The sequence below is a fragment of the Thiohalomonas denitrificans genome, assembly GCF_016841685.1.
Taxonomy (GTDB): Bacteria; Pseudomonadota; Gammaproteobacteria; order Thiohalomonadales; family Thiohalomonadaceae; genus Thiohalomonas; species Thiohalomonas denitrificans_A.
This window is the reverse complement of the sequence record NZ_JAENYR010000007.1, coordinates 1-24403: the sequence shown is the minus strand read 5'-3', so window position 1 is coordinate 24403 and position 24403 is coordinate 1. Positions and strand designations below refer to the sequence as shown.

The 24403-nt window shown below is 60.8% G+C and carries 19 protein-coding genes and 1 tRNA gene; 14 read left to right on the top strand and 6 right to left on the bottom strand.

Going from position 1 to position 24403, the window contains the following annotated elements; translation table 11 throughout:
• The 8 genes from Q7L05_RS02435 (at position 1) to Q7L05_RS02400 (ending at position 9612) form a co-directional block, all read left to right on the top strand.
• The gene (locus Q7L05_RS02435; protein ID WP_303901395.1) at positions 1-1851 is read left to right on the top strand and encodes an Ig-like domain-containing protein; all 1851 of its coding nucleotides are present in this window, start codon (positions 1-3) and stop codon (positions 1849-1851) included.
• Between the two features lie 51 nt (positions 1852-1902).
• Positions 1903-2370, top strand: coding sequence for a hypothetical protein (locus Q7L05_RS02430; RefSeq protein WP_303901392.1), 468 nt, complete (start codon positions 1903-1905; stop codon positions 2368-2370).
• A gap of 198 nt (positions 2371-2568) precedes the next feature.
• Positions 2569-4281 (top strand): S8 family serine peptidase, encoded by a 1713-nt coding sequence (locus tag Q7L05_RS02425; protein ID WP_303901389.1) that lies wholly within the window; start codon positions 2569-2571, stop codon positions 4279-4281.
• A complete protein-coding gene (locus tag Q7L05_RS02420; RefSeq protein ID WP_303901386.1) occupies positions 4281-6500 on the top strand; it encodes a Calx-beta domain-containing protein in 2220 nt (739 codons plus the stop codon). Before Q7L05_RS02425 ends, Q7L05_RS02420 begins: the two co-directional genes overlap by 1 nt.
• A 252-nt stretch (positions 6501-6752) precedes the next feature.
• Positions 6753-6829: transfer RNA gene (locus Q7L05_RS02415), tRNA-Met, on the top strand.
• A gap of 255 nt (positions 6830-7084) precedes the next feature.
• On the top strand, positions 7085-7438 hold the full coding sequence (locus tag Q7L05_RS02410; RefSeq protein ID WP_303901383.1) for an AMP-binding protein: 354 nt from the start codon (positions 7085-7087) through the stop codon (positions 7436-7438).
• A gap of 28 nt (positions 7439-7466) precedes the next feature.
• The gene (locus Q7L05_RS02405) at positions 7467-8624 is read left to right on the top strand and encodes a class I adenylate-forming enzyme family protein (protein WP_303901380.1); all 1158 of its coding nucleotides are present in this window, start codon (positions 7467-7469) and stop codon (positions 8622-8624) included.
• A 19-nt stretch (positions 8625-8643) separates the two neighbouring features.
• Positions 8644-9612: a YihY/virulence factor BrkB family protein gene (locus tag Q7L05_RS02400; protein WP_303901377.1), complete on the top strand. Its 969-nt coding sequence runs from the start codon at positions 8644-8646 to the stop codon at positions 9610-9612.
• A gap of 129 nt (positions 9613-9741) precedes the next feature.
• Here Q7L05_RS02400 and Q7L05_RS02395 read toward each other — a convergent pair whose 3' ends face one another.
• Positions 9742-12381 (bottom strand): calcium-translocating P-type ATPase, PMCA-type, encoded by a 2640-nt coding sequence (locus tag Q7L05_RS02395; RefSeq protein ID WP_303901374.1) that lies wholly within the window; start codon positions 12379-12381, stop codon positions 9742-9744.
• Positions 12382-12518: 137 nt separating this feature from the next.
• Here Q7L05_RS02395 and Q7L05_RS02390 point away from each other — a divergent pair, with 137 nt between their 5' ends.
• The 3 genes from Q7L05_RS02390 to htpX all read left to right on the top strand — a co-directional run bounded on the left by Q7L05_RS02390 (position 12519) and on the right by htpX (position 16619).
• Positions 12519-13103: a DNA-J related domain-containing protein gene (locus Q7L05_RS02390; RefSeq protein ID WP_303901371.1), complete on the top strand. Its 585-nt coding sequence runs from the start codon at positions 12519-12521 to the stop codon at positions 13101-13103.
• A 135-nt stretch (positions 13104-13238) separates the two neighbouring features.
• Positions 13239-15125: an ATP-binding cassette ATPase Uup gene (gene uup / locus Q7L05_RS02385; RefSeq protein ID WP_303901367.1), complete on the top strand. Its 1887-nt coding sequence runs from the start codon at positions 13239-13241 to the stop codon at positions 15123-15125.
• A 561-nt stretch (positions 15126-15686) separates the two neighbouring features.
• The gene (htpX, locus tag Q7L05_RS02380; RefSeq protein WP_303901364.1) at positions 15687-16619 is read left to right on the top strand and encodes a protease HtpX; all 933 of its coding nucleotides are present in this window, start codon (positions 15687-15689) and stop codon (positions 16617-16619) included.
• A gap of 96 nt (positions 16620-16715) precedes the next feature.
• Here the strand turns inward: htpX and Q7L05_RS02375 are convergent, their stop codons facing one another.
• On the bottom strand, positions 16716-18788 hold the full coding sequence (locus Q7L05_RS02375) for an EAL domain-containing response regulator (RefSeq protein WP_303901360.1): 2073 nt from the start codon (positions 18786-18788) through the stop codon (positions 16716-16718).
• A gap of 186 nt (positions 18789-18974) precedes the next feature.
• Positions 18975-19970: an EF-P beta-lysylation protein EpmB gene (gene epmB, locus Q7L05_RS02370; protein WP_303901358.1), complete on the bottom strand. Its 996-nt coding sequence runs from the start codon at positions 19968-19970 to the stop codon at positions 18975-18977.
• A gap of 238 nt (positions 19971-20208) precedes the next feature.
• Here epmB and efp point away from each other — a divergent pair, with 238 nt between their 5' ends.
• Together efp and epmA are read left to right on the top strand one after the other, a co-directional pair.
• Positions 20209-20778 (top strand): elongation factor P, encoded by a 570-nt coding sequence (gene efp / locus Q7L05_RS02365; protein WP_303901355.1) that lies wholly within the window; start codon positions 20209-20211, stop codon positions 20776-20778.
• 7 nt (positions 20779-20785) lie between these two features.
• Entirely contained in the window at positions 20786-21745 is a 960-nt protein-coding gene (gene epmA / locus Q7L05_RS02360) for an EF-P lysine aminoacylase EpmA (protein ID WP_303901352.1), read from the top strand.
• A 119-nt stretch (positions 21746-21864) separates the two neighbouring features.
• On the opposite strand, the gene Q7L05_RS02355 is transcribed toward epmA, so the two are convergent.
• The 3 genes from Q7L05_RS02355 to Q7L05_RS02345 form a co-directional block, all read right to left on the bottom strand.
• Complete coding sequence (locus tag Q7L05_RS02355; protein ID WP_303901349.1) at positions 21865-22074, bottom strand: DUF3330 domain-containing protein; 210 nt, start codon at positions 22072-22074, stop codon at positions 21865-21867.
• A gap of 71 nt (positions 22075-22145) precedes the next feature.
• Positions 22146-23000: an archaetidylserine decarboxylase gene (asd, locus tag Q7L05_RS02350; RefSeq protein WP_411293308.1), complete on the bottom strand. Its 855-nt coding sequence runs from the start codon at positions 22998-23000 to the stop codon at positions 22146-22148.
• Positions 23001-23009: 9 nt separating this feature from the next.
• The gene (locus Q7L05_RS02345) at positions 23010-23663 is read right to left on the bottom strand and encodes an SCO family protein (RefSeq protein WP_303901346.1); all 654 of its coding nucleotides are present in this window, start codon (positions 23661-23663) and stop codon (positions 23010-23012) included.
• Positions 23664-23766: 103 nt separating this feature from the next.
• Between Q7L05_RS02345 and lexA the strand changes: the two genes are divergently transcribed.
• The gene (lexA, locus tag Q7L05_RS02340) at positions 23767-24228 is read left to right on the top strand and encodes a transcriptional repressor LexA (RefSeq protein ID WP_303901343.1); all 462 of its coding nucleotides are present in this window, start codon (positions 23767-23769) and stop codon (positions 24226-24228) included.
• Positions 24229-24403 lie beyond the last annotated feature (175 nt).

Below are 24403 nucleotides of genomic sequence, written 5' to 3'. Positions count from 1 at the left end.
ATGAAAGTAACCAGGACAAGGAGTGCTCTATGCGCGGCGCTGGTGCTTGCCGGCGGTTCGGCGGGGGCCAAGGAGGTGCACCTCATCGCTGCGCCCTTGACGAAGATCATGCCCGACGGCGTGCAGTTGACGCAGTGGGGATTCGCCGAAGACCTCAACGCCAACGGCGTACTGGACGGGACCGAAACGTCTACGTCGCCCGGTCCGATCATCGACATCCCGCCGGAGGATCCGGGGCTGACCATCACCCTGCACAATACCCTGTCGGCCCCGGTATCCCTTATCATCCCCGGCGAGGCCTCGGGCGGTGATCCGGTGTTCACCACCGATGCGCAGGGGCGTCGCCGGGCCCGCTCATTGACCCATGAGACGGCACCGGGTGGAACCGGAACCTACAGTTGGCCGTCACTCTCCGCCGGCAGTCACGTTTATCACAGCGCGACCTCACCGCAGATGCAGGTGCCGATGGGCCTCTATGGCGGTATCACCAAGGATGCGGCTGCCGGCGAGCCCTATCCGGGCGTCGCTGCCACCACTGAAGCCCTGCTGTTTTTCAGCGAGATCGATCCGGCACTGAACGCCGCGATCACCAGCGGCGAATACGGCACGGCGGCTTACCCCAGTTCCGTCGATTACAGTCCGAAATACTTTCTCATCAACGGAGAGCCCTACCAGTCAGGCGTTTCGACCCCGATCGCCGCCGGCGCGGTCGGCGAGCCAACCCTGCTGAGGCTGTTCAATATGGGATTGAACACCCATGTGCCCGTGCTGCAGGGCAGCCATCTTCAGGTCGTGGCCGAGGATGGCTTTGCTTATCCCTACCTGCGACAGCAGTATTCAGTGACCCTGTCGCCCGCCAAGACCCGGGATGCTGTTTTTACGCCGCAAAAGGAGGGGGTGTACCCGATTTATGACCGGCGACTGAATCTGACCGATGCCGGCCGGCCCGGCGGCGGTATGCTTTCCGGATTGCAAGTGGGTACGGTGGTCGGCACGCCGATCGCCGTCGACGATGGCTATGCCACGGATGAGGACCAGCCGCTTGCGGTGGCCGCGCCCGGCGTTCTGGGGAACGACGAATCTGCCGACGGGACGCTGACGGCAACGCTGGACGATCCAGTCAGTGCCGGGTCGCTGAATCTGGAGCCTGACGGCTCCTTCACCTACACGCCGCCGCCGGACTTCAGCGGCAGTGCAGTGTTCAGCTACCGGGCCGATGACGGCACGCTCCAGAGTGCACCGGCGACGGTCACGTTGATCGTCAACCCGACCAACGATGCGCCGGTCGGCACCGCCGATAGCTATGCGGTGAACGAGGACACCACCCTGACGGTAGCCGCCCCCGGCGTACTGTCCAACGACAGTGATCCGGACGGAGATACCCTCACTGCGGCGACGGCCGCTTTGCCGGACCACGGCACCCTTGCGCTGGAGTCGGATGGCGGATTCGCCTATACCCCTGATGCCGGCTATACGGGCCCGGACAGCTTCACCTACACGGTGAGTGACGGCACCGTCAGCCATGCTGAAGTCCTCGTGAGCCTGACCGTCCAAGCAGCCGCCAACATTGCACCGATGGCCAGCGACGACCAGGCCACCACACCGTTCAGGGAGCCGGTCACCATCAACGTGCTCAGCAATGATAGCGATCCCGACGGCGACCTCGAACCGGCCAGCGTAACTGTGGTGACACAACCGCTGCACGGTTCCGCCATTGCCAACGCCGACGGCACCATCACCTACACCCCGTCGCCGGGCTTCCGGGGCAGTGATGCATTCGGGTACACGGTTGCCGATACCGAAGGCGCGCTCTCCAACGAAGCCACGGTTCGCGTGGATGTCATTAAATAACATGAAAATGAGCGGGCGCTTTGGCGCCCGCCACGGTCAAGGAGGAAATCGATGAAAACTTTGTCCGCGTTTCGGTTAGTAGCGTGGTCATCCCTGGGACTGCTCCTGGCGAGCGGAGCGGCCTATCCCGCTTCCAACTCTCCCGTTCCCGAAGAGGGAGGGGAACCGATCAACGTGCCTTCCGCCGAGCTTTCCGAACGCTTCGGCATCGAGTTGCAGGCGCTGCGGTTGTCAGCAGCGGGGCACATGCTGGATCTGCGTTACCAGGTAACCGATAGCGACAAGGCCGAACCGCTGATGGCGCAGTGGAAGCCGTATCTGGTGGATGAGAGCAGCGGCCGAAAACTCTCCACGCCCTCCTTTGCCAAGGTGGGGGCGCTGCGCCAATCGCCGGAGAAGCTGGAGGAGGGCCTAATCTATTTCGTGCTCTTCGCCAATCCCGGCCGCAGCCTCGGACACGGCGACAGGGTTACGGTCTCCCTGGATGGAGTGCACGTGGAAGGGGTGCCCATTCAGTGACGCCGTAAGCGTCTCAGAAGCCGGTGTTAGCTGTTAGGGCTAATCTCCGGTTTCATGAACAACCACACCGATCACAGAGGCGGCCATACCGAGACACCGCTCGGAAACTCAGGTAGTCCAACTGAGAGTATTGATGAATTTGGTCCTCTGTGGTGAAAAATGCGGGCTGACGACGGGAGAGATGACAGGGAGTCAGGCATGGATGCGCGAAAGCTGCTGCTGTATGGATGGGGGTTTGTCTTTTCACTGCATGCCCAGGCCGGGACGACCGGTGAGCGTCTTCAAGAGCATCTGGCGTCGGCATCGCCGGAGGAGCGGATTCCGGTTATTCTCGAGTTCAGCGCACAAGCCCGGACCGATGACCTTGCGGGCTTTGAACGTTCGGAGCGCCGGGCCGAACTGCTCGTGCGGCTCCGGAATACCGCGAAGCAAAGTCAGGCCGGCCTGCTGCGGGAGCTACGGCCTTTCGGGCAGCCCGTGCAGCTGTGGCACATTAACGCCCTGGCTGCCGAGCTGCCGGCGAGTGAAATAACGGTATTGGCGAGACGGTCCGGGATTCGGCGGATTATCTTCGATGCGGAGGTGACTCTGACGGCGAATGAAGTTGGAGCTTCGGCAATGCCCGGGTGGAATCTGCAAAGCATCGAGGCCGACGCGCTATGGGCATCAGGGTATGACGGCAACGGTGTTACCGTCGCTTCGCTGGATAGTGGGGTTGATACCGGACACCCCGACCTCGGCCCCCGATGGCGCGGCGGCGATAGTGACTGGTTCGATCCGTACGGGGAACACGTCACGCCGTATGATGCCAGCGGGCACGGCACCCAGGTGCTCGGCGTCGCTGTGGGGGGCAGCAATAGCGGCTCTCCCATCGGCGTTGCGCCGCGGACGCAATGGATTGCCGCCAAAGTGTTCGACGACAGCGGTCGGGCCACCCTGAGCGGCATCCACCAGGGCTTTCAGTGGGCGCTGGACCCCGATGGTAATCCGGATGTGGACGATTCGCCGGAAGTCGTGGTGGCGGCATGGGCGTTGCTCAACAGCGTCGGGACCTGCGATACGGAATTTCTGGAAGATGTGCAACTGCTCAAGTTGGCCGAAATTGCTGTCGCCTTTTCCGGTGGCAACAGCGGTCCGGATGGCGGCAGCAGCGTGAGCCCGGGAAACTACGGTAATGCCTTTGCAGCCGGTGCAGTGGACAGTTCGTATTCCGTGGCCGACTTCAGCGGGCGTGGCCCCTCTGCCTGCGATGGGGGCATCTACCCCGAGTTGAGCGCGCCGGGGGTGGAGGTCTACACCGCCGACCTAACCTACGGCGGTCTGTTTCCGGACAGTTATGTGTCGGTCAGCGGCACCTCCATTGCCGCGGCCCATTTGGCGGGCGCTTTTGCTCTGATGCGTGACGCCTATCCCACTTCCAGCGTCGCTGAGCTGGAGGCGGCGCTCGCAGGTTCGGCCGCCGACCTCGGGCCGGCCGGTGCGGACAACGCCTACGGTAACGGCCTGCCCCGGTTAACCGCGGCCTACGATGCTCTGGCCGGCACCGCCCCCGACGATGCGGACGGCGACGGCTATTCCGCGGCAGAGGACTGCAACGACAACGATGCATCCATTTATCCCGGAGCCGAGGAGATAGTCGGCGACGGTATCGACCAGGACTGCAACGGCTACGACCTGACTATCGTCGTAACCGAGACGATGTACACCGCACGCAGGGACACCCTGACGGTTGCCGCCACCAGCGAATTGGGGCCGGATGCGGTGCTGCGGGTGGAGGGCTTCGGTGACATGCGTTGGCGCAAGAAGGATTTGTCTTGGGAGTTGACCGCCCGCGGTATCGGCGGCGATCCCGGCACGGTGACTGTGAGCGGACCGGAAGGCGCCGTACCCGCCGAAACGGCCATAAGGTAATGGGATACCGTCGTTTTGTTCTGCTGGGATTGGCCTTGTGGCCCCTGAGCAGCCCTGCCGTCTTCGGCCCGCCCGTTGAATACGAGCTGTCCGGGACTGACCCTACGGATATCGAGGTCGCCGACTTCAACGGCGATGGTGCTGTTGACGTGGCGGTAGCGATGTACGGGCTCAGTAGCGGCGACGGCAAGCTCAGCGTCCATCTGAACGGAGGCGACGGTGTCTTGACCGATCACCCGCTGGCCGTAGCGTTCAAACCCTACGGTCTCGCCGCAGGCGATTGGGACGGCGATGCGCGAGTCGATTTGGCGGTGACCGAAGGCGATGACAAGGGGCTCGTCCACCTATTCAGGGGCGACGGGACAGGCGGCTTTTCGCCGTCGGGCATCTTGGACGGAGCAGGTGCTTTTCCCGCTGACATTGTCGCTCGGGACTTCACGGGTGACGGGTCCCCGGACCTGGCGGTCATCGCTGCGGTGGGTGCCGGGGTGACTCTTTTCCCTGGCGACGGCGGAGGCGGGTTCGCTACGGGCCATGCCATCGCCGACGCCCTGCGTTGGCAGGCAACGGACGGAACGAGCGCCGATTTCGATGGTGACGGCCGACCCGAGCTCGCGCTTCCCCAGGGCATTCTCAGGTCGGATGGTGCCGGGGGCTTTTCGGAAATGGCCCTGCTCGGCGGTTCGACGGCTATTATCGCCGCCGACATTGATGGCGATGGTCATCCCGAGGCTGCGGTAGGCACGTCGGAAGGCGTCGACATATGGAAGATTACCGCTGCAAACGAGCCGCCGGCTTTCGTGGGTTCGGTTGCCGCTCCTTCCCCCTGGGGGCTGGCTGGAGCGGATATGGATGGAAACGGACGCGCCGAACTGGTGGGTACTGATCGCGCAAACAATACCATTGGATTAATCGAGTGGTCGGGTCCAGGAGGAATGTGGGAGGGTATAGTCAACTGCATCGAGCCCGGCCCGGTAGCCGTCGCTGACCTGAATGGCGACGGCTATCCCGACGTTATCACAGGCTGTCGTGGCTACGGGGAAACGGCAGTGCTTGCGGTATCCCTGCAGGAGCCGGGAAGCACGCCTCCTCCGATTCTGAGCTTCTCACAGCAGACCTACCAGGTGAATGAAACCGACCCATCGCTGGCGGTGACGATACAGCGGGATAGGACTACGACAGACAGCCGCGTGGAGTATGCCACCGCCCCCGGAACGGCCCTGGAGGGGTCCGACTACGTGGCAACCCGGGGAGCCCTCGAATTCCCTGCAGGCATTTCCCTGCAGACCGTGCTCATCGCGGTCACGGACGATACGGAATTGGAAGGGGAGGAGCACTTTACTCTGCAGCTCTCTAACCCCATCAATGCGCTAATCGATACAGCCACAACCGGCATCACGATTCTTGATGATGAAACCGCGTCTGTCGGTGTTGTCAAGATCCTCAACGTCTCCCCGGCTGTCTCCGAAGGGGCCGGTTCGGTCAATGTCACCGTATACCGCACCGGTGGGGAGAGGGAGCTGGCGGTGGGATACGCGACACGGGACGGAACGGCAGTGGCCGGCAGCGACTATCAAGCGGTAGCCGGCGAACTTCGCTTTTCAGGGGCGTCGGAACAGCACACCGTTTCGGTTCCCATCATTGATGATGGTGTAGCGGAACCCCGGCAAGCTTTTTTGCTGGAACTGAGCGGTGCTCCCATCAGTGGACCCGCGACGGCAGAGATTTCGGTTCTCGACGATGACAGCGGGACGGAAAGTGCCATATCGGCGATTTCGCAAATCGAGGTCGGGGAGAACGCACCGCTCGCCAATGTCGTTTTCAGGCGCATGGGTGATGCTTCCCAGCCACTGGAGGTCAGGTTTCGAACCCTGGACGGACTGGCCAAAGCCGGGAAGGATTTCCTTGCCCGGCAGGGTAATCTCATTTTCGAGGCCAATAAGGCCGAACTCTCCGTTCCGATCACACTGATAGATGACAGTGAGGTCGAAGGAGATGAATCGTTTCTTGTCAGTCTACTGGATGCGTCGGGTGACAATGTCCTTGCCGAGGTCACGGTTGCGATTCTGGATGATGAGCAGGCTCTCGTAGCACCAACCCCCGACCTCCCCGAAAACAGTGGCGGTGGAGGGTCGGCAGGAATCGGTATTCTCATCGCGCTGATTATGAGTATGAGATTAGTTGTCGCAAACCGCCTCAGCCCGACGAGAGCAGAATGATAGGCACCACACCGAGATCGTCATATCCGTACCGGCCGAACTCGGGGGTCTCCTCGGCTCGGGTATGGCGACCGCCTTGGGGCCATGAATCGGTCCCGTTTTTATTTCCGGGTGTTCATTGGTTTTCGCTCCCGCGAACGAACGATGCGGATTCTGGCGAGCAATAGGCGAAGGGTTTCGAAAATAGAGGTTGCAAGTTCGGACCGGAGCCACTAACCTTTCGCTCCTCCCGGGTGCCGGGAAACAGACAGTTGCGGGGTGGAGCAGTACGGTAGCTCGTCGGGCTCATAACCCGAAGGTCGCAGGTTCAAATCCTGCCCCCGCTACCACATTTGAAGCGCCGATACGGTAATCCGTGTCGGCGTTTTTTTTGCGTCCTGTTCAGCTTGCCTTCCGTGAATTTGTCGGCAATCCCTTGGAGAGTGCTAAACCGGCTATCCTCAACGATACCTTTGGGCTTTTCGGAAGCGGCACTTGCAGGGGGTTCCCGTAAGGCAGTCGCCAAAGTATCAATCGTCTCGGGGGACACTGGCCTCTCTCGCGTCGGCAGCAGCTCCGGGCCTGATTTCGGGAAGGTGGACTCTATGGATAGGAGCATTGTGCATCAGCTTGAGGCGTCGGTAATCGCCAATGGGGATCGTGAGGCTATTCGCCTCGGCGCTTCCGGCGTCACTTACAACGAACTCTGGTCGATGGTACGAGCGGTTTGCGGGTTCTTCCAAAAATCGAAAGTGAAGCGCGGTGACCGGGTGATCCTGGCGCTGGCCAACGGAGTCGAGTACGTCGCTGCCTATTACGGGATTATCGCTGCGGGGGCCGTGGTCGTGCCGCTCAGACCCGATGTGCGCGTTTCCGAGCTTGCCACGATGACGGACAGGGTTGAAGCCAGGTGGCTGAATCACGGAAGGGACCGAACGTTCCTGGAAGGAGTCGTGTAATCAGCTCCCGACCCTGGACGTGATATTGGTGGGAAAACGGTCTCCATCAGTTTCGTCGGGTGGTCGGGTCTTCGCCTGGGAAGCCGTCCTGGCGGCTGAATCGGGGGACCCCGATTACGATGCTCTCAATGATCCCGGCCGATTGACCACTCTTGCCTGCACCTCCGGAACTACCGGAAATCCGAAGGCAGTCATGATCACCAATGGTAATCTTGAGGCAAATACCCGCTCCATTCTCGGGTACCTCCATCTGCACCAAAATGATATCGGGCTCTGTCTGCTACCCCTGAATTACGCCTATGGGACCTCCATTCTCAATACCCATATCGCCGCCGGTGCGCGCCTGGTGATCGGCAACGGAATGGCTTATCCCCATGCGGTGCGAGAGCTCCTGGCGAAGCAGGCGGTGACCGGGTTTTTCGGTGTACCGACCACGTACTACCTTGCGCTTCAGCATGGAATATTCAAACAGCCCTTGCCGCACCTGCGTTATCTGGCGCAGGCCGGTGGCGGGATGCGGGCCGATGCAGTCGATCAGGTCCGGGAGCAACTGCCAAGTGTGGCGTTCTATGTGATGTATGGCCAAACCGAGGCGACGGCACGTCTCACCTGGTTACCGCCGGACCGCTGGGCCGAGAAGCGAGGCTCGATCGGTTTGCCGATTCCCGGAGTCGAACTGAGCATCAGGGATGAGCAGGGCATGGGTATGGTGCCCGGCGGTATCGGAGAGCTCTGCGCCCGTGGACAGAATGTCATGGCAGGATACTGGCGGAACCCGAGGGCGACTGACGAGGTGTTGCGCGACGGATGGCTGCACACCGGTGATCTCTCCTGGCAGGATAGGGACGGATATTTCTACCTGGTGGGGCGTGCTGACGAAATGATCAAAAGTGGTGGCCACCGCTTTTCGCCGGGGGCGGTTGAAGAGGTCATCGCCAGGCACCCGGACGCCAAGGAGGTTGCCGTGGTCGGCATAGAGGACGCATTGCTGGGGCAGGTCGTCCGGGCGGTGGTGGTGCCGAACCCGGACGTGACTCCCAGCGTGAATAGCATGCTCCGATTCTGTCGCCACCACCTGCCGTCGCACATGCTGCCCAGGGAACTGCTCTTTTCGGAGGCGTTGCCGAGGACACCGTCCGGCAAGGTCAAGAGGAACATGCTGGCCGGCATGAAGCGGACGGCCTGACCCACCGGAGGATGGAACCATGGCAGATCATCAACAGGCGATGAACGCATCGCGCCCGAGGGAGCTGAGTGCCGGAGACTGGAGGGCGGTCGGGAAACGGGTAAAGGGGGACGTTAGCCAGGATAATCTGAGCGTCATATCGGCCGGCGTGGCGTTTTACGCCTTCCTCGCGCTGTTCCCGGCCCTTATCGCATTGGTGTCACTCTATGGCCTGGTAGCCAGTCCGACCGATGTCGAACGGCTGGTCGGCGCCATGGAGGGCATTATGCCTCAGGAGGTGGCGAGTATCGTCTCCAGCCAGTTGCAGCAGGTGGTCGACAGTGCCGGATCACAATTGGGTATCGGTCTGTTGATCGGCGTTCTCGTTGCCCTCTGGAGTGCTACCAAGGGCACCAAGTCACTGATGACCGCGCTCAATATCGTCTACGAGGAGCAGGAGGAGCGCGGCTTTTTCCGCCTCAACGGGGTTGCCCTGCTACTGACTCTGGGGGCCATTGTCGCGGTCATTCTCGCCACCGGAATGGTTGTGGCGGTGCCGGCGATACTGAGTTTTGTCAACTTGCCAGGCGTGATCGAAAGCCTGGTCAATTGGCTGCGATGGCCGATCCTGGCGCTTCTGGCGGCATTCGGGATCGGGATCCTCTACCGCTTCGCCCCCAGTCGCCATCCTCCCCGATGGCGATGGCTGAACTACGGCGCACTGACCGCGACGGTGCTGTGGTTGATCGCCTCCGGACTGTTTTCCTGGTACGTCTCCAATTTCGGTTCCTACAACGAGACCTACGGCTCCATGGCGGCCATCGTTGTGCTGCTGATGTGGTTTTATCTCTCGGCCTTCGTGGTCCTGCTGGGCGCTGAATTGAACAGGGAGATGGAGATGCAGACGGAGGTGGATACAACCACCGGGGAACCCCTTCCGCGGGGAAGACGCGGTGCGACTGCGGCCGACCATGTGGCGGGCGAAGACCGGGACCGCTTCAAGGCGTGATGCACTTCCTGGCGAGAACAAGCAAGCGTCCTTCGCTACTCGCCCCTCGCTACTCGCTACTCGCCCCTCACCCCTCACCCCTCACCCCTCGCCACTAGCCACTAGCTACTAGCTACTAGCCACTAGCCACTAGCCGACCCAGCGCAAGATCAATTTCCGGGTTTCTTCGAGTAGCAGCACGCTCGAGGCCACCCCGGTGGCGATGCCCCAATCGATCAGCGTCAGCGGCACGGTCCCGAAAATCTCCCGAGCCGGCGCCCAGTGGACGGCGATGACTTGCAGCAGTACGACGCCAAAGAGCGCCATCCAGAGGTAACGGTTGGCGAAGAAGTCGCGGCCGAAGGCCGAGATCTGCTCGGCACGTGCATTGAAGGCGTTGAACACCTGGAACAGTACGAATGTGGTGAATGTCAGCGTGAGTGCATGGGTGGTCTCCCGCGCTGAAAGCCCCCAGGCCAGAACCCCCAGAGTGCCGATGGCCATGGTGATGCCATAGCTGGCCAGATTACCGAGTCGGCGTGCCGACAGAATGCTGGATTCCGGGTCCCGTGGCGGTCGGGCCATGGTGTCTTTTCGTGCCGGGTCTACCCCGAGCGCCATGGCCGGCGGACCATCCATGATGATGTTGACCCACAGGATCTGAATGGCATTGAACGGGAGGGGCAGGCCGAACAGCGGCGCGGTGGCGACAGTGAGTAGGGCGCCGATGTTGGTGGAGAGCTGGAAACGGACGAACTTGACGATATTCTGGTAGATGGTTCGCCCCTCCTTCACGGCTGTGACAATGGTTGCGAAGTTGTCGTCGGTCAGCACCAGATCGGCAGCCTCGCGGGCCACATCGGTGCCGCCGGCGCCCATGGCCACGCCGATGTCGGCACTGCGCAAGGCCGGTGCGTCGTTGACGCCGTCACCGGTCATCGCGACGACACGGTGGCTCTTTTTGATGGCACGGACGATACGGACTTTCTGGTCGGGGCTGACGCGGGCGAAAACGGCAATGGCCGCGATCCGTTCAGCCAGGGCGTCGTCGCTCAGCTGCTCCAGCTCTTCTCCGGTCAGCACATCGCCCCGAATGCCCAGTTCGCCGGCAATGGCCGAAGCGGTGACCTTCTGATCGCCGGTGATCATCTTGACGTCGATGCCCGCTTCACCGCAACGCGCGATTGCCTTCCGGGCCTCCGGGCGGGGGGGATCCATGAGCCCGACCAACCCCGTGAACGTCACTCCGTGCAGATAGCCCTTGAGGTCGTTGCCGGCATCAAATTCGCCCGCATCGATGACCTTCTCCGCAGCCCCCAGGACCCGGAGTCCGGCACTGGCGAATTCCGTGTTGAGGTCCAGGATTGCCCTGAAGGCATCCTCATCCAGCGGTGATTCGCCCTCTGCATCCAGGTAATTTCCGCAGAGCGGGAGCAGCGCTTCGGGGGCGCCCTTGAGGAAGATACGGACCCGGTTTGCGTCCAGGTGAAAGGTCGCCATGTACTTGTGAGCTGCATCGAACGGCACCTCCGCCACCCGCGGCCAGCGCTCCAGCTGTCGTTCCCGTTCGAAGTCTTTATCCCGCGCCAGACGAAGCAGGGCGGCCTCCATCGGATCGCCGATGATCTGTTCGTGCCGGATCTGGCTGTCATTGCAGAGCGCCAGGGGGGCCAATATGGGGCGCAGGTCCGAATCGTCGCCGGCTTGGGAAACCGCGATTTTCCGTCCGCGGAAATAGAGCATGCGGGCCGTCATGAGGTTTTGGGTCAGCGTGCCGGTTTTGTCGGTGCAGATGACGTTGGTGGAGCCCAGCGTTTCGACCGAAGCCAGGCGTCTGACGATGGCGTGCTGGGCCGCCATCCGGTGCACCCCCAGTGCCAGGGTGACCGTGACCACGGCAGGGAGTCCCTCGGGAACCGCCGCCACTGCCAGGGCAATGGAACGCATGATGGTCTCGGTGAGATCGGCGCCGCGTACCAGAGAGCCCACCATCACCGCGGCGACGATCACGCCTGCTACCGCAGCCAGGCGGCGCCCGAGCACATCGAGTTCCACCTGCATCGGCGTCGGGCCGGCTTTCTCTGTGGCCAGCGATTGCGCCAGCTGCCCGGTTTCGGTGCGCATGCCGGTGGCCGTTACCAGCATCTCGGCACGACCACGGGTCACTGTGGTGTTCATGTAAAGCATGTCCTGGCGCCCGGTGAGCGGTATCCCGGCTGCTACCGGCTCGGCATCCTTTCCCAGCGGTACGGATTCACCGGTGAGCACCGATTCGTCCACCTCCAGCCCGTGGGCGGAAAGGATGCGGCCATCGGCCGGAATCCGATCGCCAGCGTCCAGCAGCACCACATCGCCGGTAACCAATTCCGATGCGGGCAGCATCTGCCGGTGTCCATCCCGGCGCACCTCGGCCTCGGGCGCCAGCATCGCCGACAACGCCTCCAGGGCGCGCTCGGCCCGATACTCCTGATAGAAGCCCATGAAGGCGTTAATCACCACCACAGCGGCGATGACGACGGCATCCTGCAGGTGGCCGATGGCGACGGAGAGCACGGCAGCAAACAGCAGCAGCTGGATCAGCAGACCCCTGAACTGTTCGAGAAAACGTCGAACGGGGCCGGCCCGGGGCGGCTCTTCAAGTTGATTGGGTCCCTCACGCTCGCGCCGGGCGTCGGCCTCCGGGGCCGTCAGGCCTTTTTCGGGAGACGCGCAGAGTCGGCGTGTCGCGTCCTCTGTCGAGAGCGCATGCCAGGGTGTATCGCTGTCCCGCTTCGGTGTCGCTTTTGCCATTAGCTCCTCAGGTGGGCTCGGGCTGTAGCGCTGCAACGGAAGGCTATGTCGGGAAATCGTCCCCTACAGCATAGGAAAAGCAACAGCAGCGCGGATCGAGCATGGCAGGGGAGCGCCCCGCCCGGTAGGATCATGGCATGGATTCGGAACGCATCGAAAGGCTGGAGCAGGCCATCCGCGACGAGCTGCATGGCAATCCGTGCGGTTTCGGGGAGTTTGAATTAATCGGTCGCCTGCGAAAAGCCGGCTGGCTGGAGTTCGAGCGTTACCACCCGAGTGATCGCCTTGCGCTGTTTCGGCAGCATTTTCTGCTTTTCCATATTCTCTATCGGTTACGGGACCGTTACCGGCAAGCGCGGGAGGGGGAATTGGCCATCGATGTCCTGCGGATTGCGCTCGACCCTTATCATTCCGGCACCGGAGGGCTTGCGACCAGCGACCCGCTCCGCGAGTATTACCTGGATCACTCGCAGCTGGTCAGCACCTCTGAACAGGATGTAAAGGCACTGCTGGATGGTTTCCGGGGCCGGTTCGATACCAACGGCGAGAAGAGCACCGCTCTAGCCCTGATGGGACTAAAGGAGCCGGTGGAGTACGCGGACGTCAAACACCGCTATCGCCAGTTGGCCATGCGCCATCACCCGGACCGGGGCGGGGACCTCAGTCGCCTCCAGGAAATCAACCACGCCATGGGTGTACTGACCCGCCATTACCCTCCGTAGGCGAAACCGGTGCGCCGGCGCAGACTCCTAACCACACTTTCCATTAAACTAAACTATCCGCTCGCGATCGAATCGAAGTTGTCGAGTGGTCGCTGCCGCGCTCACTGCCGTTTTAAGGAAAAGAAAACCAGCCCCATGCCTCTGCTTACTCTACGAAAAATCAAACTCGGTTTCGGCGGTCCGCCGCTGCTCGATGGTGTCGATCTGCAGATCGAGCCCGGTGAACGGCTCTGCCTGGTCGGACGCAATGGCACCGGCAAGTCAACCCTGTTGCATGTTCTTTCCGGGGAGCTCGTCCCCGACGAGGGCGATGTGGTCCGCAGCCAGGGGCTGGTGGTGGCCCGACTCGGTCAGGAGGTTCCGATGGGCGTGGAGGCCGATGTGTTCGACGTGGTGGCCGGCGGGCTGGGCGCTCAGGGCGCGCTTTTGACGGAGTACCACGAGGTGAGCCACCGTCTCGCCACCAGCGGCGATGAAGCCCTGCTCCAGCGCCTGGAGAGTGTCCAGGAACGGCTTGAGGCGGAAAATGGCTGGCAGCTGAACCAGCGTGTAGAGACGGCGCTGTCGAAGCTGTCGCTCGACGGTGACGCCGCTTTCGGTGAGCTCTCCGGTGGTCTTAAGCGGCGTGTGATGCTCGCCCGGGCCCTGGTCTCCGAGCCCGACCTGCTGTTGCTGGACGAGCCCACCAACCACCTGGACATCGATGCCATCAAATGGCTTGAGGAGTTTCTTGCCGGCTTCTCCGGCACTCTGCTGTTCATCACCCATGATCGTGCCTTCCTGCAGCGCCTGGCTACCCGCATCGTTGAGCTGGACCGCGGTCAACTCACGAGCTGGCCGGGGGACTATGCGACCTACCTGTGCCGCAAGGCCGAGGCGCTGGAGGCGGAGGCCCGTCAACAGGCCAATTTCGACAAAAAACTGGCCCGGGAAGAGGCGTGGATCCGGCAGGGGATCAAGGCGCGCCGCACCCGTAACGAGGGACGGGTGCGTGGTCTGCAGGAACTCAGGAAAGAGCGACAGGGGCGGCGTGAGCGGGTCGGTACGGCACGGATCCAGCTTGACGACGCGGAGCGCTCCGGCAAAATCGTTACCGAGGTGGATAACGTCAGCCACGGCTATCAGGGGCATACCCTTATCCGCGACTTCACGACCACGATTTTCCGTGGCGACCGGATCGGGCTAATCGGTCCTAACGGTGTGGGAAAGACCACGCTGCTCAAGATCCTGCTGGGCGAATTGCAACCCGACCAGGGGCAGGTGAAGCCCGGTACGCGACTGGAGGTGGCCTATTTCGACCAGTATCGCGCCCAGCTGGATGAGACCGCCACGGTCATCGACAATGTTGGCGAAGGGCGGGATATGGTCACCGTGGGAGGTCAGAGCCGCCATGTGATGAGCTATCTCCAGGACTTTCTCTTCGCGCCCCAGCGCTGCCGCTCCCCGGTGAGCACACTCTCCGGGGGTGAGCGCAACCGTCTGTTGCTGGCCAAGTTGTTTCTTAAACCGGCCAACGTGCTGGTGATGGACGAACCCACCAACGACCTGGACGTCGAGACGCTCGAACTGCTGGAGGAACGGCTCTATGAGTTCTCCGGTACTCTGCTGCTGGTGAGCCATGATCGCGCCTTTCTGGATAACGTGGTAACCAGCACACTGGTGTTTGAAGGTGATGGTCAGATCGGAGAATTCGTGGGTGGCTATGAGGAGTGGCTGCGTCAGCGAAAGACGCCCAGGCGGGTCGGCAAGAGGTCGGAACCAAGCGTGAAAGCGCGTCCTGCGGAGCCAGAGAGGCCCGATGCGCGCAAGCTCAGCTACAAGGAACAGCGTCAACTGGACGCCCTCCCGCAGCGGATTGAGGAGCTGGAGGGCGAAATCGATGCGATTCACCAGGAAATGGCCGGTTCCGACTTCTACCGCGCTGACAGCGAGCGGATTGCCGAGATTAAAGCACGCCTGGAGGCCCTCGAGAACGAGCTGTCCACAGCTTACCAGCGATGGGAGAGTCTGGAATCGGCATAGCCGGCCAACTATTGGCTAACAGCTTCGGGTTTCCCTGGATTTCCCTTGTGCATGCCCCGCGATGACGACAGGAGACCAGGAGCCTGTCGGACTTAACACTGATCTGCTCGGCTCGGGCATCCTGCTTCGCTCTGACTCCTCCATCCATGGAGTCGTGCGGAAAAGCCGGATTTGGCCAGGTTTTCCGATCTTTCTCATTAAATAGACCCACTCGGCTCGGGCATCCTGCTTCGCTCTACCGACTGCGTCCATGCAGTCGTATTCGCCTCGAAAGATCGAAAAATCTGTCTCAAACCGGCTTTCCCTCGCTACGATCGGTCAAGTCCGACAGGCTCCTGGAGTGCCATACTCGATAGGCGCGTCGGCTAGAAGGGATACCCCGCGAATCGCCCCGATCGTTCGGTAATTGGATCCGGCTGCAGCGGATTCTGCCAGCCGGCAGCACGGCATACTTCAAGGCGCCAAGAGATAAGCACCTGCTATCCAGTCGCCGGAGCGATAAATATCGTTATGTGATTTGACGAATGTCTCTTCAATGAAGAACAGAAAGGCGGGTCAGACATGAAACGAATCATGCTCTTTCTGGCGACGAATATCGCCATCATTCTGGTGCTTAGCGTTACATTGCGGATTCTGGGGGTGGAGCGAATCCTGGATGAGCAGGGGGTCGGACTCGATTTGGGTTCGCTGTTGGTATTCGCGGCTCTCTTCGGCTTCGGCGGTGCCTTCATTTCGCTGGCCATCTCGAAGTGGACCGCCAAGCGGATGACCGGCGCCCAAATCATTGAGCGGCCGAAGAACGCCACCGAACAGTGGCTGACCGAAACGGTACGCCGCCACGCACGGGAAGCCGGCATCGGTATGCCGGAGGTGGCCATCTACGACTCCCCGGATATCAACGCGTTCGCTACCGGAGCCAACCGCAACAAGGCGCTGGTGGCGGTAAGCTCCGGTCTGCTAAAGGACATGAGCCGCAATGAGGCGGAGGCGGTGCTGGCCCACGAGGTGAGCCATGTGGCCAATGGCGATATGGTGACGCTGGCTCTGATTCAGGGGGTGGTGAACACCTTTGTGATCTTCCTTTCGCGGGTGATCGGTCACTTGGTGGACCGGGTGGTTTTCAAAGTGGAGCGCGGGCACGGTCCGGCTTTCTGGATTACCACCATCATCGCCGAGATCGTGCTCGGCATTCTGGCTTCAGCCATTGTCTTCTGGTTTAGCCGTCGCCGTGAGTTCCGTGCGGATGCCGGTGGCGCCCGGCTCGCCGGTGGCGGCAATATGATTGCCGCCCTGGAGCGCCTGCGCCTGACCGCCGGTCAGCCTCATCTGCCGGATCGCATGGCTGCGTTCGGCATCAACGGCGCTATCGGCCAGGGGCTCAAGCGTCTGTTCATGACCCACCCGCCTTTGGAGGAGCGTATCGCCGCACTCAAGACCAGGGTCCTGAACCAAGGGGAACAGGGGGAGAGGAGCGCAGGAAAAAGTAGCCACTGAGGACAGAGAGCGTCTTCAATCCTCGCACGCCTTCTCAGTGGTTACCCCTTGTTCCGGCGGACCTTGTAGTAAACGAGGTGATCACTAACCGGTTCACTAACCGGCCGAGTTGAAGTCATAATCCATCTTTGACGATGGGGGCTGCACGAAATGACCCTGGATGAAGTCCATCCCCGAGGACCAGATGCTAGCGAGTGTCTGGGCATCTTCGACGGATTCGGCGATCACCTGCTTATTGGTCTCTTTGGCGCTGGCAGTAATCTGCAGGACCTTCTCCTTGACCGCCGGGTCCTGGCTCATGCGGCCAATCAGGCTGCCGTCGATTTTCACGAAATCGGCATCGCAGTGTTTCAGCAGATTGATGCAATTTGGTGCCAGCCCCACGTGGTCCAGGGCGATCTGCAGCCGCAACTCCCTGGCGCCCTTGGCGACAACCTTCAGCGCCTTGATGGTACTGCTTGCCACCGATTCGCTAATGGTCAGGGTCAGTGTGTTGTCCTCCAGTCGGGAGGCTTTGATCAGGTCCCGCAGCCAGGGCAGGAGGCGGGTATCGCGGATCGATGCCCCGGAGAGCCTGATGAAGAAATTGGTGCTTTTTCCGGTCCGTTGTTCCGAGAGCACTTTGACCGCATTGGCCACTACCCACCGATCTACGGCCATAATCAACCCGGTTTTCTCCGCTGCCGGAATGAATTCACCGGGCGCGATATCGGTGCCGTTTTTGCCGGGCATCCGCAGCAGTAGTTCGTAATTTTCCCTATCATTGCCCTTGAGGTTGACCACCGGTTGGTAGAGAAGGCGGAAGCCGTTGCTGCGCAGGGCGTGTTTTAGTTGCTTCTCCCAAAGCGTGAGTCGCTCCGTATCGACCATCTCGTCGGTGCCCGGATTATGGATGTGGATGCTGCCGCCGCCTTTCTCGGTGGCTTGGCTGTAGGCCTTTTCCGCCCGGGTGATCACCGCCTGTGGATCGGGAAGGGACTCACTGTAAAAGGCGATACCAATACAGCAGGTGGTGGTAACGGATTGCCCGCCGGCATCGGAAATATGCGCGGCTACCGCGTCCCTGATTCGCCGTGCGACGGCCTCGGCCCTATCGGTTTTGGCGTTGTGCAGGATGGCGGTAAAGATGTTTGATTCGAATCGTGCCACGGCCTCGGAACCATTTTTCAGTTCGTTATTGATCACCGTGGCGATGTCGGTAAGTACCATATCGCTGGCAGCGATACCGATTTTTTGCCGGAGTTCCTTGAAATTGTCCGGGCGAATGTAAAGTACGGCACCGTGTTGACCGGTTTTCCCGGAAACCTTTTTCAAGGTATCGAGAAAAAATTGATGGTTGTAGACGCCGGTCAGCAGGTCCCGTTTGGAGAGCGCATCCAGCTTCTGTTTCAGCGCCTTGTCGAGCGATTGGTCACGAATGATGATCTGGATGCAGCTTTCACCTTCATAAGAGGCCGGAGAGAATTCCATGGTCACGTCAAAGGTGGCCTGATTGCATTTCAGACCGTGGATTTCAATAGTGTCAGCTTCGGTGTTGCCCTTGGTATAACGGCGCAGGAAGTTCTTGAACTTTCCTTGGTCCTCCGGCGCAACCATGTCCATGATGGGCAGCCCTTCGAGTTCGATGACATCGGAGTAGCCAAAAGTGTCGAGATACGATGAATTGGCGAAGACGTGCATACCCTCGTGGACGTAAGCAATCGCATCTCGCGAGCTCTCCACCAGTCCCTGGGCCCTTTGATTGGCTTCCTGCAGCAGCCTTTCACAATTTCGATACTGCCGACGTTTGTGGCGATCATCCACTTCGCGAAGCATCGTTTGCAAAAGTCGTTGCGGACGTGCCATCAGAACCGCATCGCGGGCGCCCGACTCCAGCAGATCGGTAACAGTCTGTTCTGAGGCGTCATCGGCGATGATGAGGACGGGCAGATCGACTCCCATCTTGCCGATTACGTCAAGGGCATCGTGGGCGCCAAAAAAGGGGATTTCGGGCTTGCTGAGCACCATGTCCCATTGGTGCTGGGCCATGTGCTTACGAAGATCTTCGTCGTCCTCGGCCCGCACTGCACGGACCGCACGACCGGTATCACGCAGCCGGTTCGCAACGGTTTCGGCATCGTTCGAAGAGTCGTCGATGACAATGATGCAGATGATGTCTTCGTGTTTCACTGGCGTCTATCCGTTGTGTTCTGACCTTCCCGGGTTTCGGCAGGGGCTTACTTGTACCGGAATCGTCCGTCGTTTTCCACTGCTTCAGGTTGTCGGCCGGGCGAACCGTATGCTCTGAAAAGAGCGATGCAAGACCTTGATTTTTTGGATGTGCATCGCTCGCCAGCATGGAGCAAGGGTATGCCTTTACACCTCGGTTATCGGGATCTTTCCCGGAGCGCCCGCAATCTCGCGCACCAGGCGCGGCACCAGATAGCCGGAGAGGCGGGCTCGCAGAATCGCAATGAGTTCAATCGCATGCGCTTCGGGAACCTCGAAGTGGGCAGCTCCCTGCACGCGGTCGAGCAGGTGCAGATAGTAGGGCATCACGCCGGCAGCGAACAGCTCGCCACTGAGTTCCGCCAGGCTGTCGGGATGGTCATTGACCCCCTTCAACAATACGGTCTGGTTGAGTAGGGGGATACCCGCGCTTTTCAACCGTTCGAGGGCCGCATTCGCCTCGTAGTTCAGTTCGGCTGGATGATTGGCATGAACGACCACTACCGGTTGCAGCCGGTTGCCGGTCAACCAGGCCAGTAACGCGTCGTTTACCCTTTCGGGGAGAACGATCGGGAGACGTGAATGGATGCGCAGTGTCTTCAAATGGGGGATGTCGGCCAATCGCTGCGCCAATCCGGCCAAGTGTTCATCATCATAGACCAGCGGATCGCCGCCGCTCAGGATGACTTCATTCACCTCTTCATGCTTCCGCAGATAGCTTAGCGCTTCCTGCCAATCCCCCCGGGCCGGGTTTTCCGCGCTGTAGGGGAAGTGACGCCGGAAGCAGTACCGGCAGTTGACGGCGCAGGCGCCGGTGATCGCCAGCAGTACGCGGCCGTGATACTTGTGCAGCAGTCCGGGAACGACCGCGGCCGAGCGGTCACCAACCGGATCGGTGGTGTAACCCGCCAGCGGCGTGTTTTCGGCATCCAGGGGAAGGATTTGGCGCAACAGGGGGTCTGCAGGATTACCCGGTTCCATGCGCGCGATAAATCCCCGGGGCACCCGTAGCGGGAAAGCGATAGCCGCCCGCCGGGCCGCTTCGACGAGCTCCCGTGGCAGGTCGAGTAGCTCAATGAGTTCGGCCGGATCCCGTACTGCGTCGGCGAGGGCATTTTTCCAGTCTTCGCTTCGGGTTATCATTGCGCTTTTATTTGGCGGCTTTCCGCCGCACCGTTCGTTTTTTCGGGTTCATTTGGTGCCCAGTCTCCCGCGCCGGACAGGTTCGGGGGCGGATTATTGCAGTCCTGGCGTGAAACGTCGACGGCAGGTCTTTGACCCGAATGATTCACCGCAGAGACGCAAAGGCCCAAATGGCTTGTCGGCAGGGTGGGCTCCCGCTCTTTGCGGTGGATGTCCGGGTTTAAACAAGAGGATAGGTATGGCGACTTACAGCACCAACGAATTCAAACGCGGCCTCAAGGTGATGCTTGATGGCGACCCGGCGTCCATTGTCGAGAACGAATTCGTCAAACCCGGCAAGGGACAGGCGTTCAGCCGCGTCAAACTGCGCAACCTGAAGACGGGCCGTGTCATCGAGCGGACCTTCAAATCGGGTGAAAGCATCGAGGCTGCCGACGTTCTCGATACCGAAATGCAGTATCTCTACAATGATGGTGAACACTGGCACTTTATGAACACCGAGACCTTCGAGCAGGTGGGCGCCGATGAAACCGCAGTTGGCGATGCCAAGCAGTGGTTGAAGGAGCAGGATGTCTGCACGGTGACCCTCTGGAACGGCGTGCCCATCAGCGTGTTGCCGCCCAACCATGTGACCCTGAAGGTGGTCGAGACCGACCCCGGCATTCGCGGTGATACCGCAACCGGTGGTACCAAGCCCGCCAGGCTGGAGAGCGGTGCCGTCGTGCAGGTGCCGCTCTTTATCGACATCGGTGACGTTCTCAAGGTCGATACTCGTACGGGACAATACATCTCCCGCGCCAAGGAGTAACGGCAGCTTGGGTTGGCGGCCTGCAGCCACGCTCGGCAGCCTGCGGGAACGCGCCCGTGTCCTCTCCCGGATACGGGCGTTTTTCGAAGCACGTGGGGTATGGGAGGTGGAGACCCCTATTCTCTCGGTGGCGGGGACCACCGACGCGCACATCGACAGCTTTACGACTCGCTACCAGGGGCCGGGCGCCGCCGGTGGTCTCCCGCTCTACTTGCATACCTCGCCCGAATTCCCGATGAAGCGCTTGCTCGCGGCCGGCAGCGGACCCATCTTTCAGATGGCAAAGGTCTTTCGCCAGGGTGAAATGGGGCGGCTCCATAACCCGGAATTCACCCTGCTCGAGTGGTATCGGCCGGGATTCGGCATTGCGGAACTGATGGATGAGGTGGAAGCCCTGGTCCGCTCCTTCCTGAATTACGCGCCCGCCCGGCGAGTTTCCTACGCCCAGGCCTTTGAAGAGGTGCTTGGACTCGACCCGCACCGGGCTGATGCTGCACAACTCGGCGCCTGTGCGAAAGCCTGCGGTCTGGGACCCGTCCCCGATCTGGGAGGCGATCGGGATGCCTGGCTCAATCTACTGTTCAGCCATCGGGTGGAGTCCACCCTCGAGGGGCTTACCTTCGTCCATGACTACCCGGCTTCGCAGGCGGCACTGGCCCGGGTACGGGAGGGTGACCCGCCGGTGGCGGAACGATTCGAACTCTATGTGGAGGGCGTGGAACTGGCCAATGGTTTCCATGAGCTTTCCGATGCGGGGGAACAGCGCTTTCGGTTCGCCACCGAACGGGAGCAGCGGCGTGCCGGGGGTCAGGAGGATGTCGCTGCCGATGAGCGCCTCTTGCAAGCACTGGAAAATGGCCTGCCCGATTGTAGTGGCGTCGCGCTCGGGGTGGACCGGCTGGTCATGCGGACCCTCAGGCTGGATTCAGTCGCCGACGTGATCGGCTTTCCCATCGACCGGGCCTAGCAGCCTGTCGGACTTAGGTGTCCGTAGCGAGCAAGGTGGGAGAGCGAGGCCAAATTTTCACGTGAGCCCCCTCACCCCAGCTCTCTCCATCGGGGAGAGGGAGCATTTCAATCAACCTGCTAGACGTCTTCCGGGTGGTTGAGCGGTCCCTCATCCCGCTTCTCCTTCTGCTTCCACTCTTCAAGGCACTCGACGCCGCAGAAATGGTAGATATAGTCCACCCCTTCGGCCGTGTGGGCCGCGGAGGAGGGGATCTCTTTCAGGCAGACGCGACAGTTGAGATGTTCCGGCTCTTCGGGTTCGTGGCGCTTGTATTTGTTGGGATCCATGGACGTCTCCCGGCGTTAAACGGCTCTCCCTAAGAATAGGTTAAAGCCGTTCGGGGATCGCAAGGCTTCCATTACTGCTGCGTCCCCAGCAGCTGACCCATGCATACCCCGCTGTCATGGCCGATTTCCGAAGCCCAGTCAACCGCATCGGGACCGAACAGCACGATCACCGTCGAGCCCATGTTGAAGCGGCCGATCTCCTCCCCCTTGGCAAAGTAGGGCGACTCATCTTCCGGATAGTTCCATTGGCGAATGATCCGGCCGGCCGGCGGTGTCACCTGGCCGGCCCAAACCGTTTCAATACTCGCTACGAAAACCGCGCCTACCATCACCACCGCCATCGGGCCGATATCGGTTTCGAACAGGGCGGCCACCCGTTCGTTACGGGCGAACAGCCGTGGGATGGCGCGTGCGGTGGCCGGGCTGACGCTGAACAGCCGCCCGGGCACATGCACCATCTCCGTAAGGCGCCCACTGAAAGGCATGTGAATGCGATGGTAGTTGCTCGGCGCCAGGTAGAGCGTTGCGAATGCGCCGTTGTGGAAAGGTGCCGCCCGCTCCCGCGAGCCGCCCAGCAACTCTTCCGTGGTATAGGCATGGCCCTTTGCCTGGAAAATGCTGCCATCGACAATCGCGCCAGTCTGGCTGACGGAGCCGTCCACCGGGCAGGCAACCGCTTCGGCTTCACCGGCCACCGGGCGTGCTTCCGGGCGCAAGGCTCGTGTAAAGAACGCGTTGAAATGCTCGTAGGCGTGCGGGTTTTGCTCCATCGCCTCCTGCATATCCACCTTGTAAAGCCGGATAAAGGTGTCGATAAACAAGTTCTTGAACGCGCTGACCCGTATCCGCGTCAACACGTACATCAGTCGGGAAAGCAGGTGACCCGGCAGTAAATACTGCGGCCACGCCTTGAAATAATCCATCACGGTTATCACTCAGGAATCCGCAAGGTCGCCGTAATGGCGCCGGATTTGCAGGAAGGTTTGCACCATCTCTCCGGCATCGTGCGGCGGCGAAAATCGCCCGTAGAGGCGGCCTTGGGGGTCCACCAGAGAGATGGCGGCACTGTGGTTGACGATGTAGTCATCGCTCGAAGTATCCCCTTCGAACATGTAAATCGCGCCGGTAGCCTCCACCAGGCGATCGATCTGCTCACGCTCGCCGGTTGCAGCCAGAAAGTCGTCATGGAAGTAGGTGACATACTGCTTCAAATGCTCCGGGGTGTCGCGCTTGGGGTCCACCGAGATGAACACGATGTGGGTGTTGGCCAGTGCCCCGGGGTGCGCTTCGAGTCCTTTGTGGAACTGATTCAGGATCAGCAAAGTGGTCGGGCAGATGTCCGGGCAATGGGTATAGCCGAAGAAGATCAGCGACCACTGTCCTTCGAGACTGGCAGGACCAAAAGGTTCCCCCTCGCTGCCGGTCAGACTGAATTCGCCCAGTTCCCGGGGTTCGGGGTAGAGGGCATTGCGAAGTTCGGGCGTAAGAGGCACATCAGTGTCCCCGCACGACGTCAATAAACCTACCGCTACCATGATGATTAGCGCGGCGGTGATGACACCGGGTTTCAGCGGTTGGTTTCCATTCATGGCAGCAATTCTCTCAAAAAGCATGGATCGGAGCACCGGAGCATCGCATTGACGCCATCCGGTATCGCACGTAAGTTGACTTGAAATCCCAGAGGGCGTTCAAATGTCCGTTAGTATACTGATCCCCAAGACCAATAGGTCTATCTGGCATCCCGACCTGAAAAAGGTGGCTGCCACCCCGGTGAATACCGTCGAAGTGCCATTGCTCGGCTGGATCTCGGCCGGCCGGCCGGTAACCCTAAACGAAGATAACCAGAGTATCTCCGTGCCGCACAACATGGTGCGGAAAAACACCTATGCACTGCGGGTTCGCGGCCACTCCATGATCGATGACAATATTCAGGACGGCGATGTCGTCATCATCGAAAAGCGCGAAACGGCCGAGAATGGTCAGTCGGTAGTTGCCATGATCGGCGGCGAACAGGTCACTCTCAAGAAATTCTATGTTGAACGCGACGGCGTTCGCCTTCAACCGGCAAACCCCTACATGGGGCCCATCTACCTCAAGAACGAAGAGGTGCAGATCCTCGGCATTGTCACCGGAGTTATCCGGTCGGTGGAGTAGCCACTCCTGCACCTTCATGGGGATCTTGCCAGCGCTTGCTGTACTCCGCGACCTTCTTTTTGGCTAGGGGCCTGTCGGACTTGACCGATCGTAGCGAGGGGAAGCCGGTTTGAGACAGATTTTTTCGATCTTTCGAGGCGAATACGACTGCATGGACGCAGTCGGTAGAGCGAAG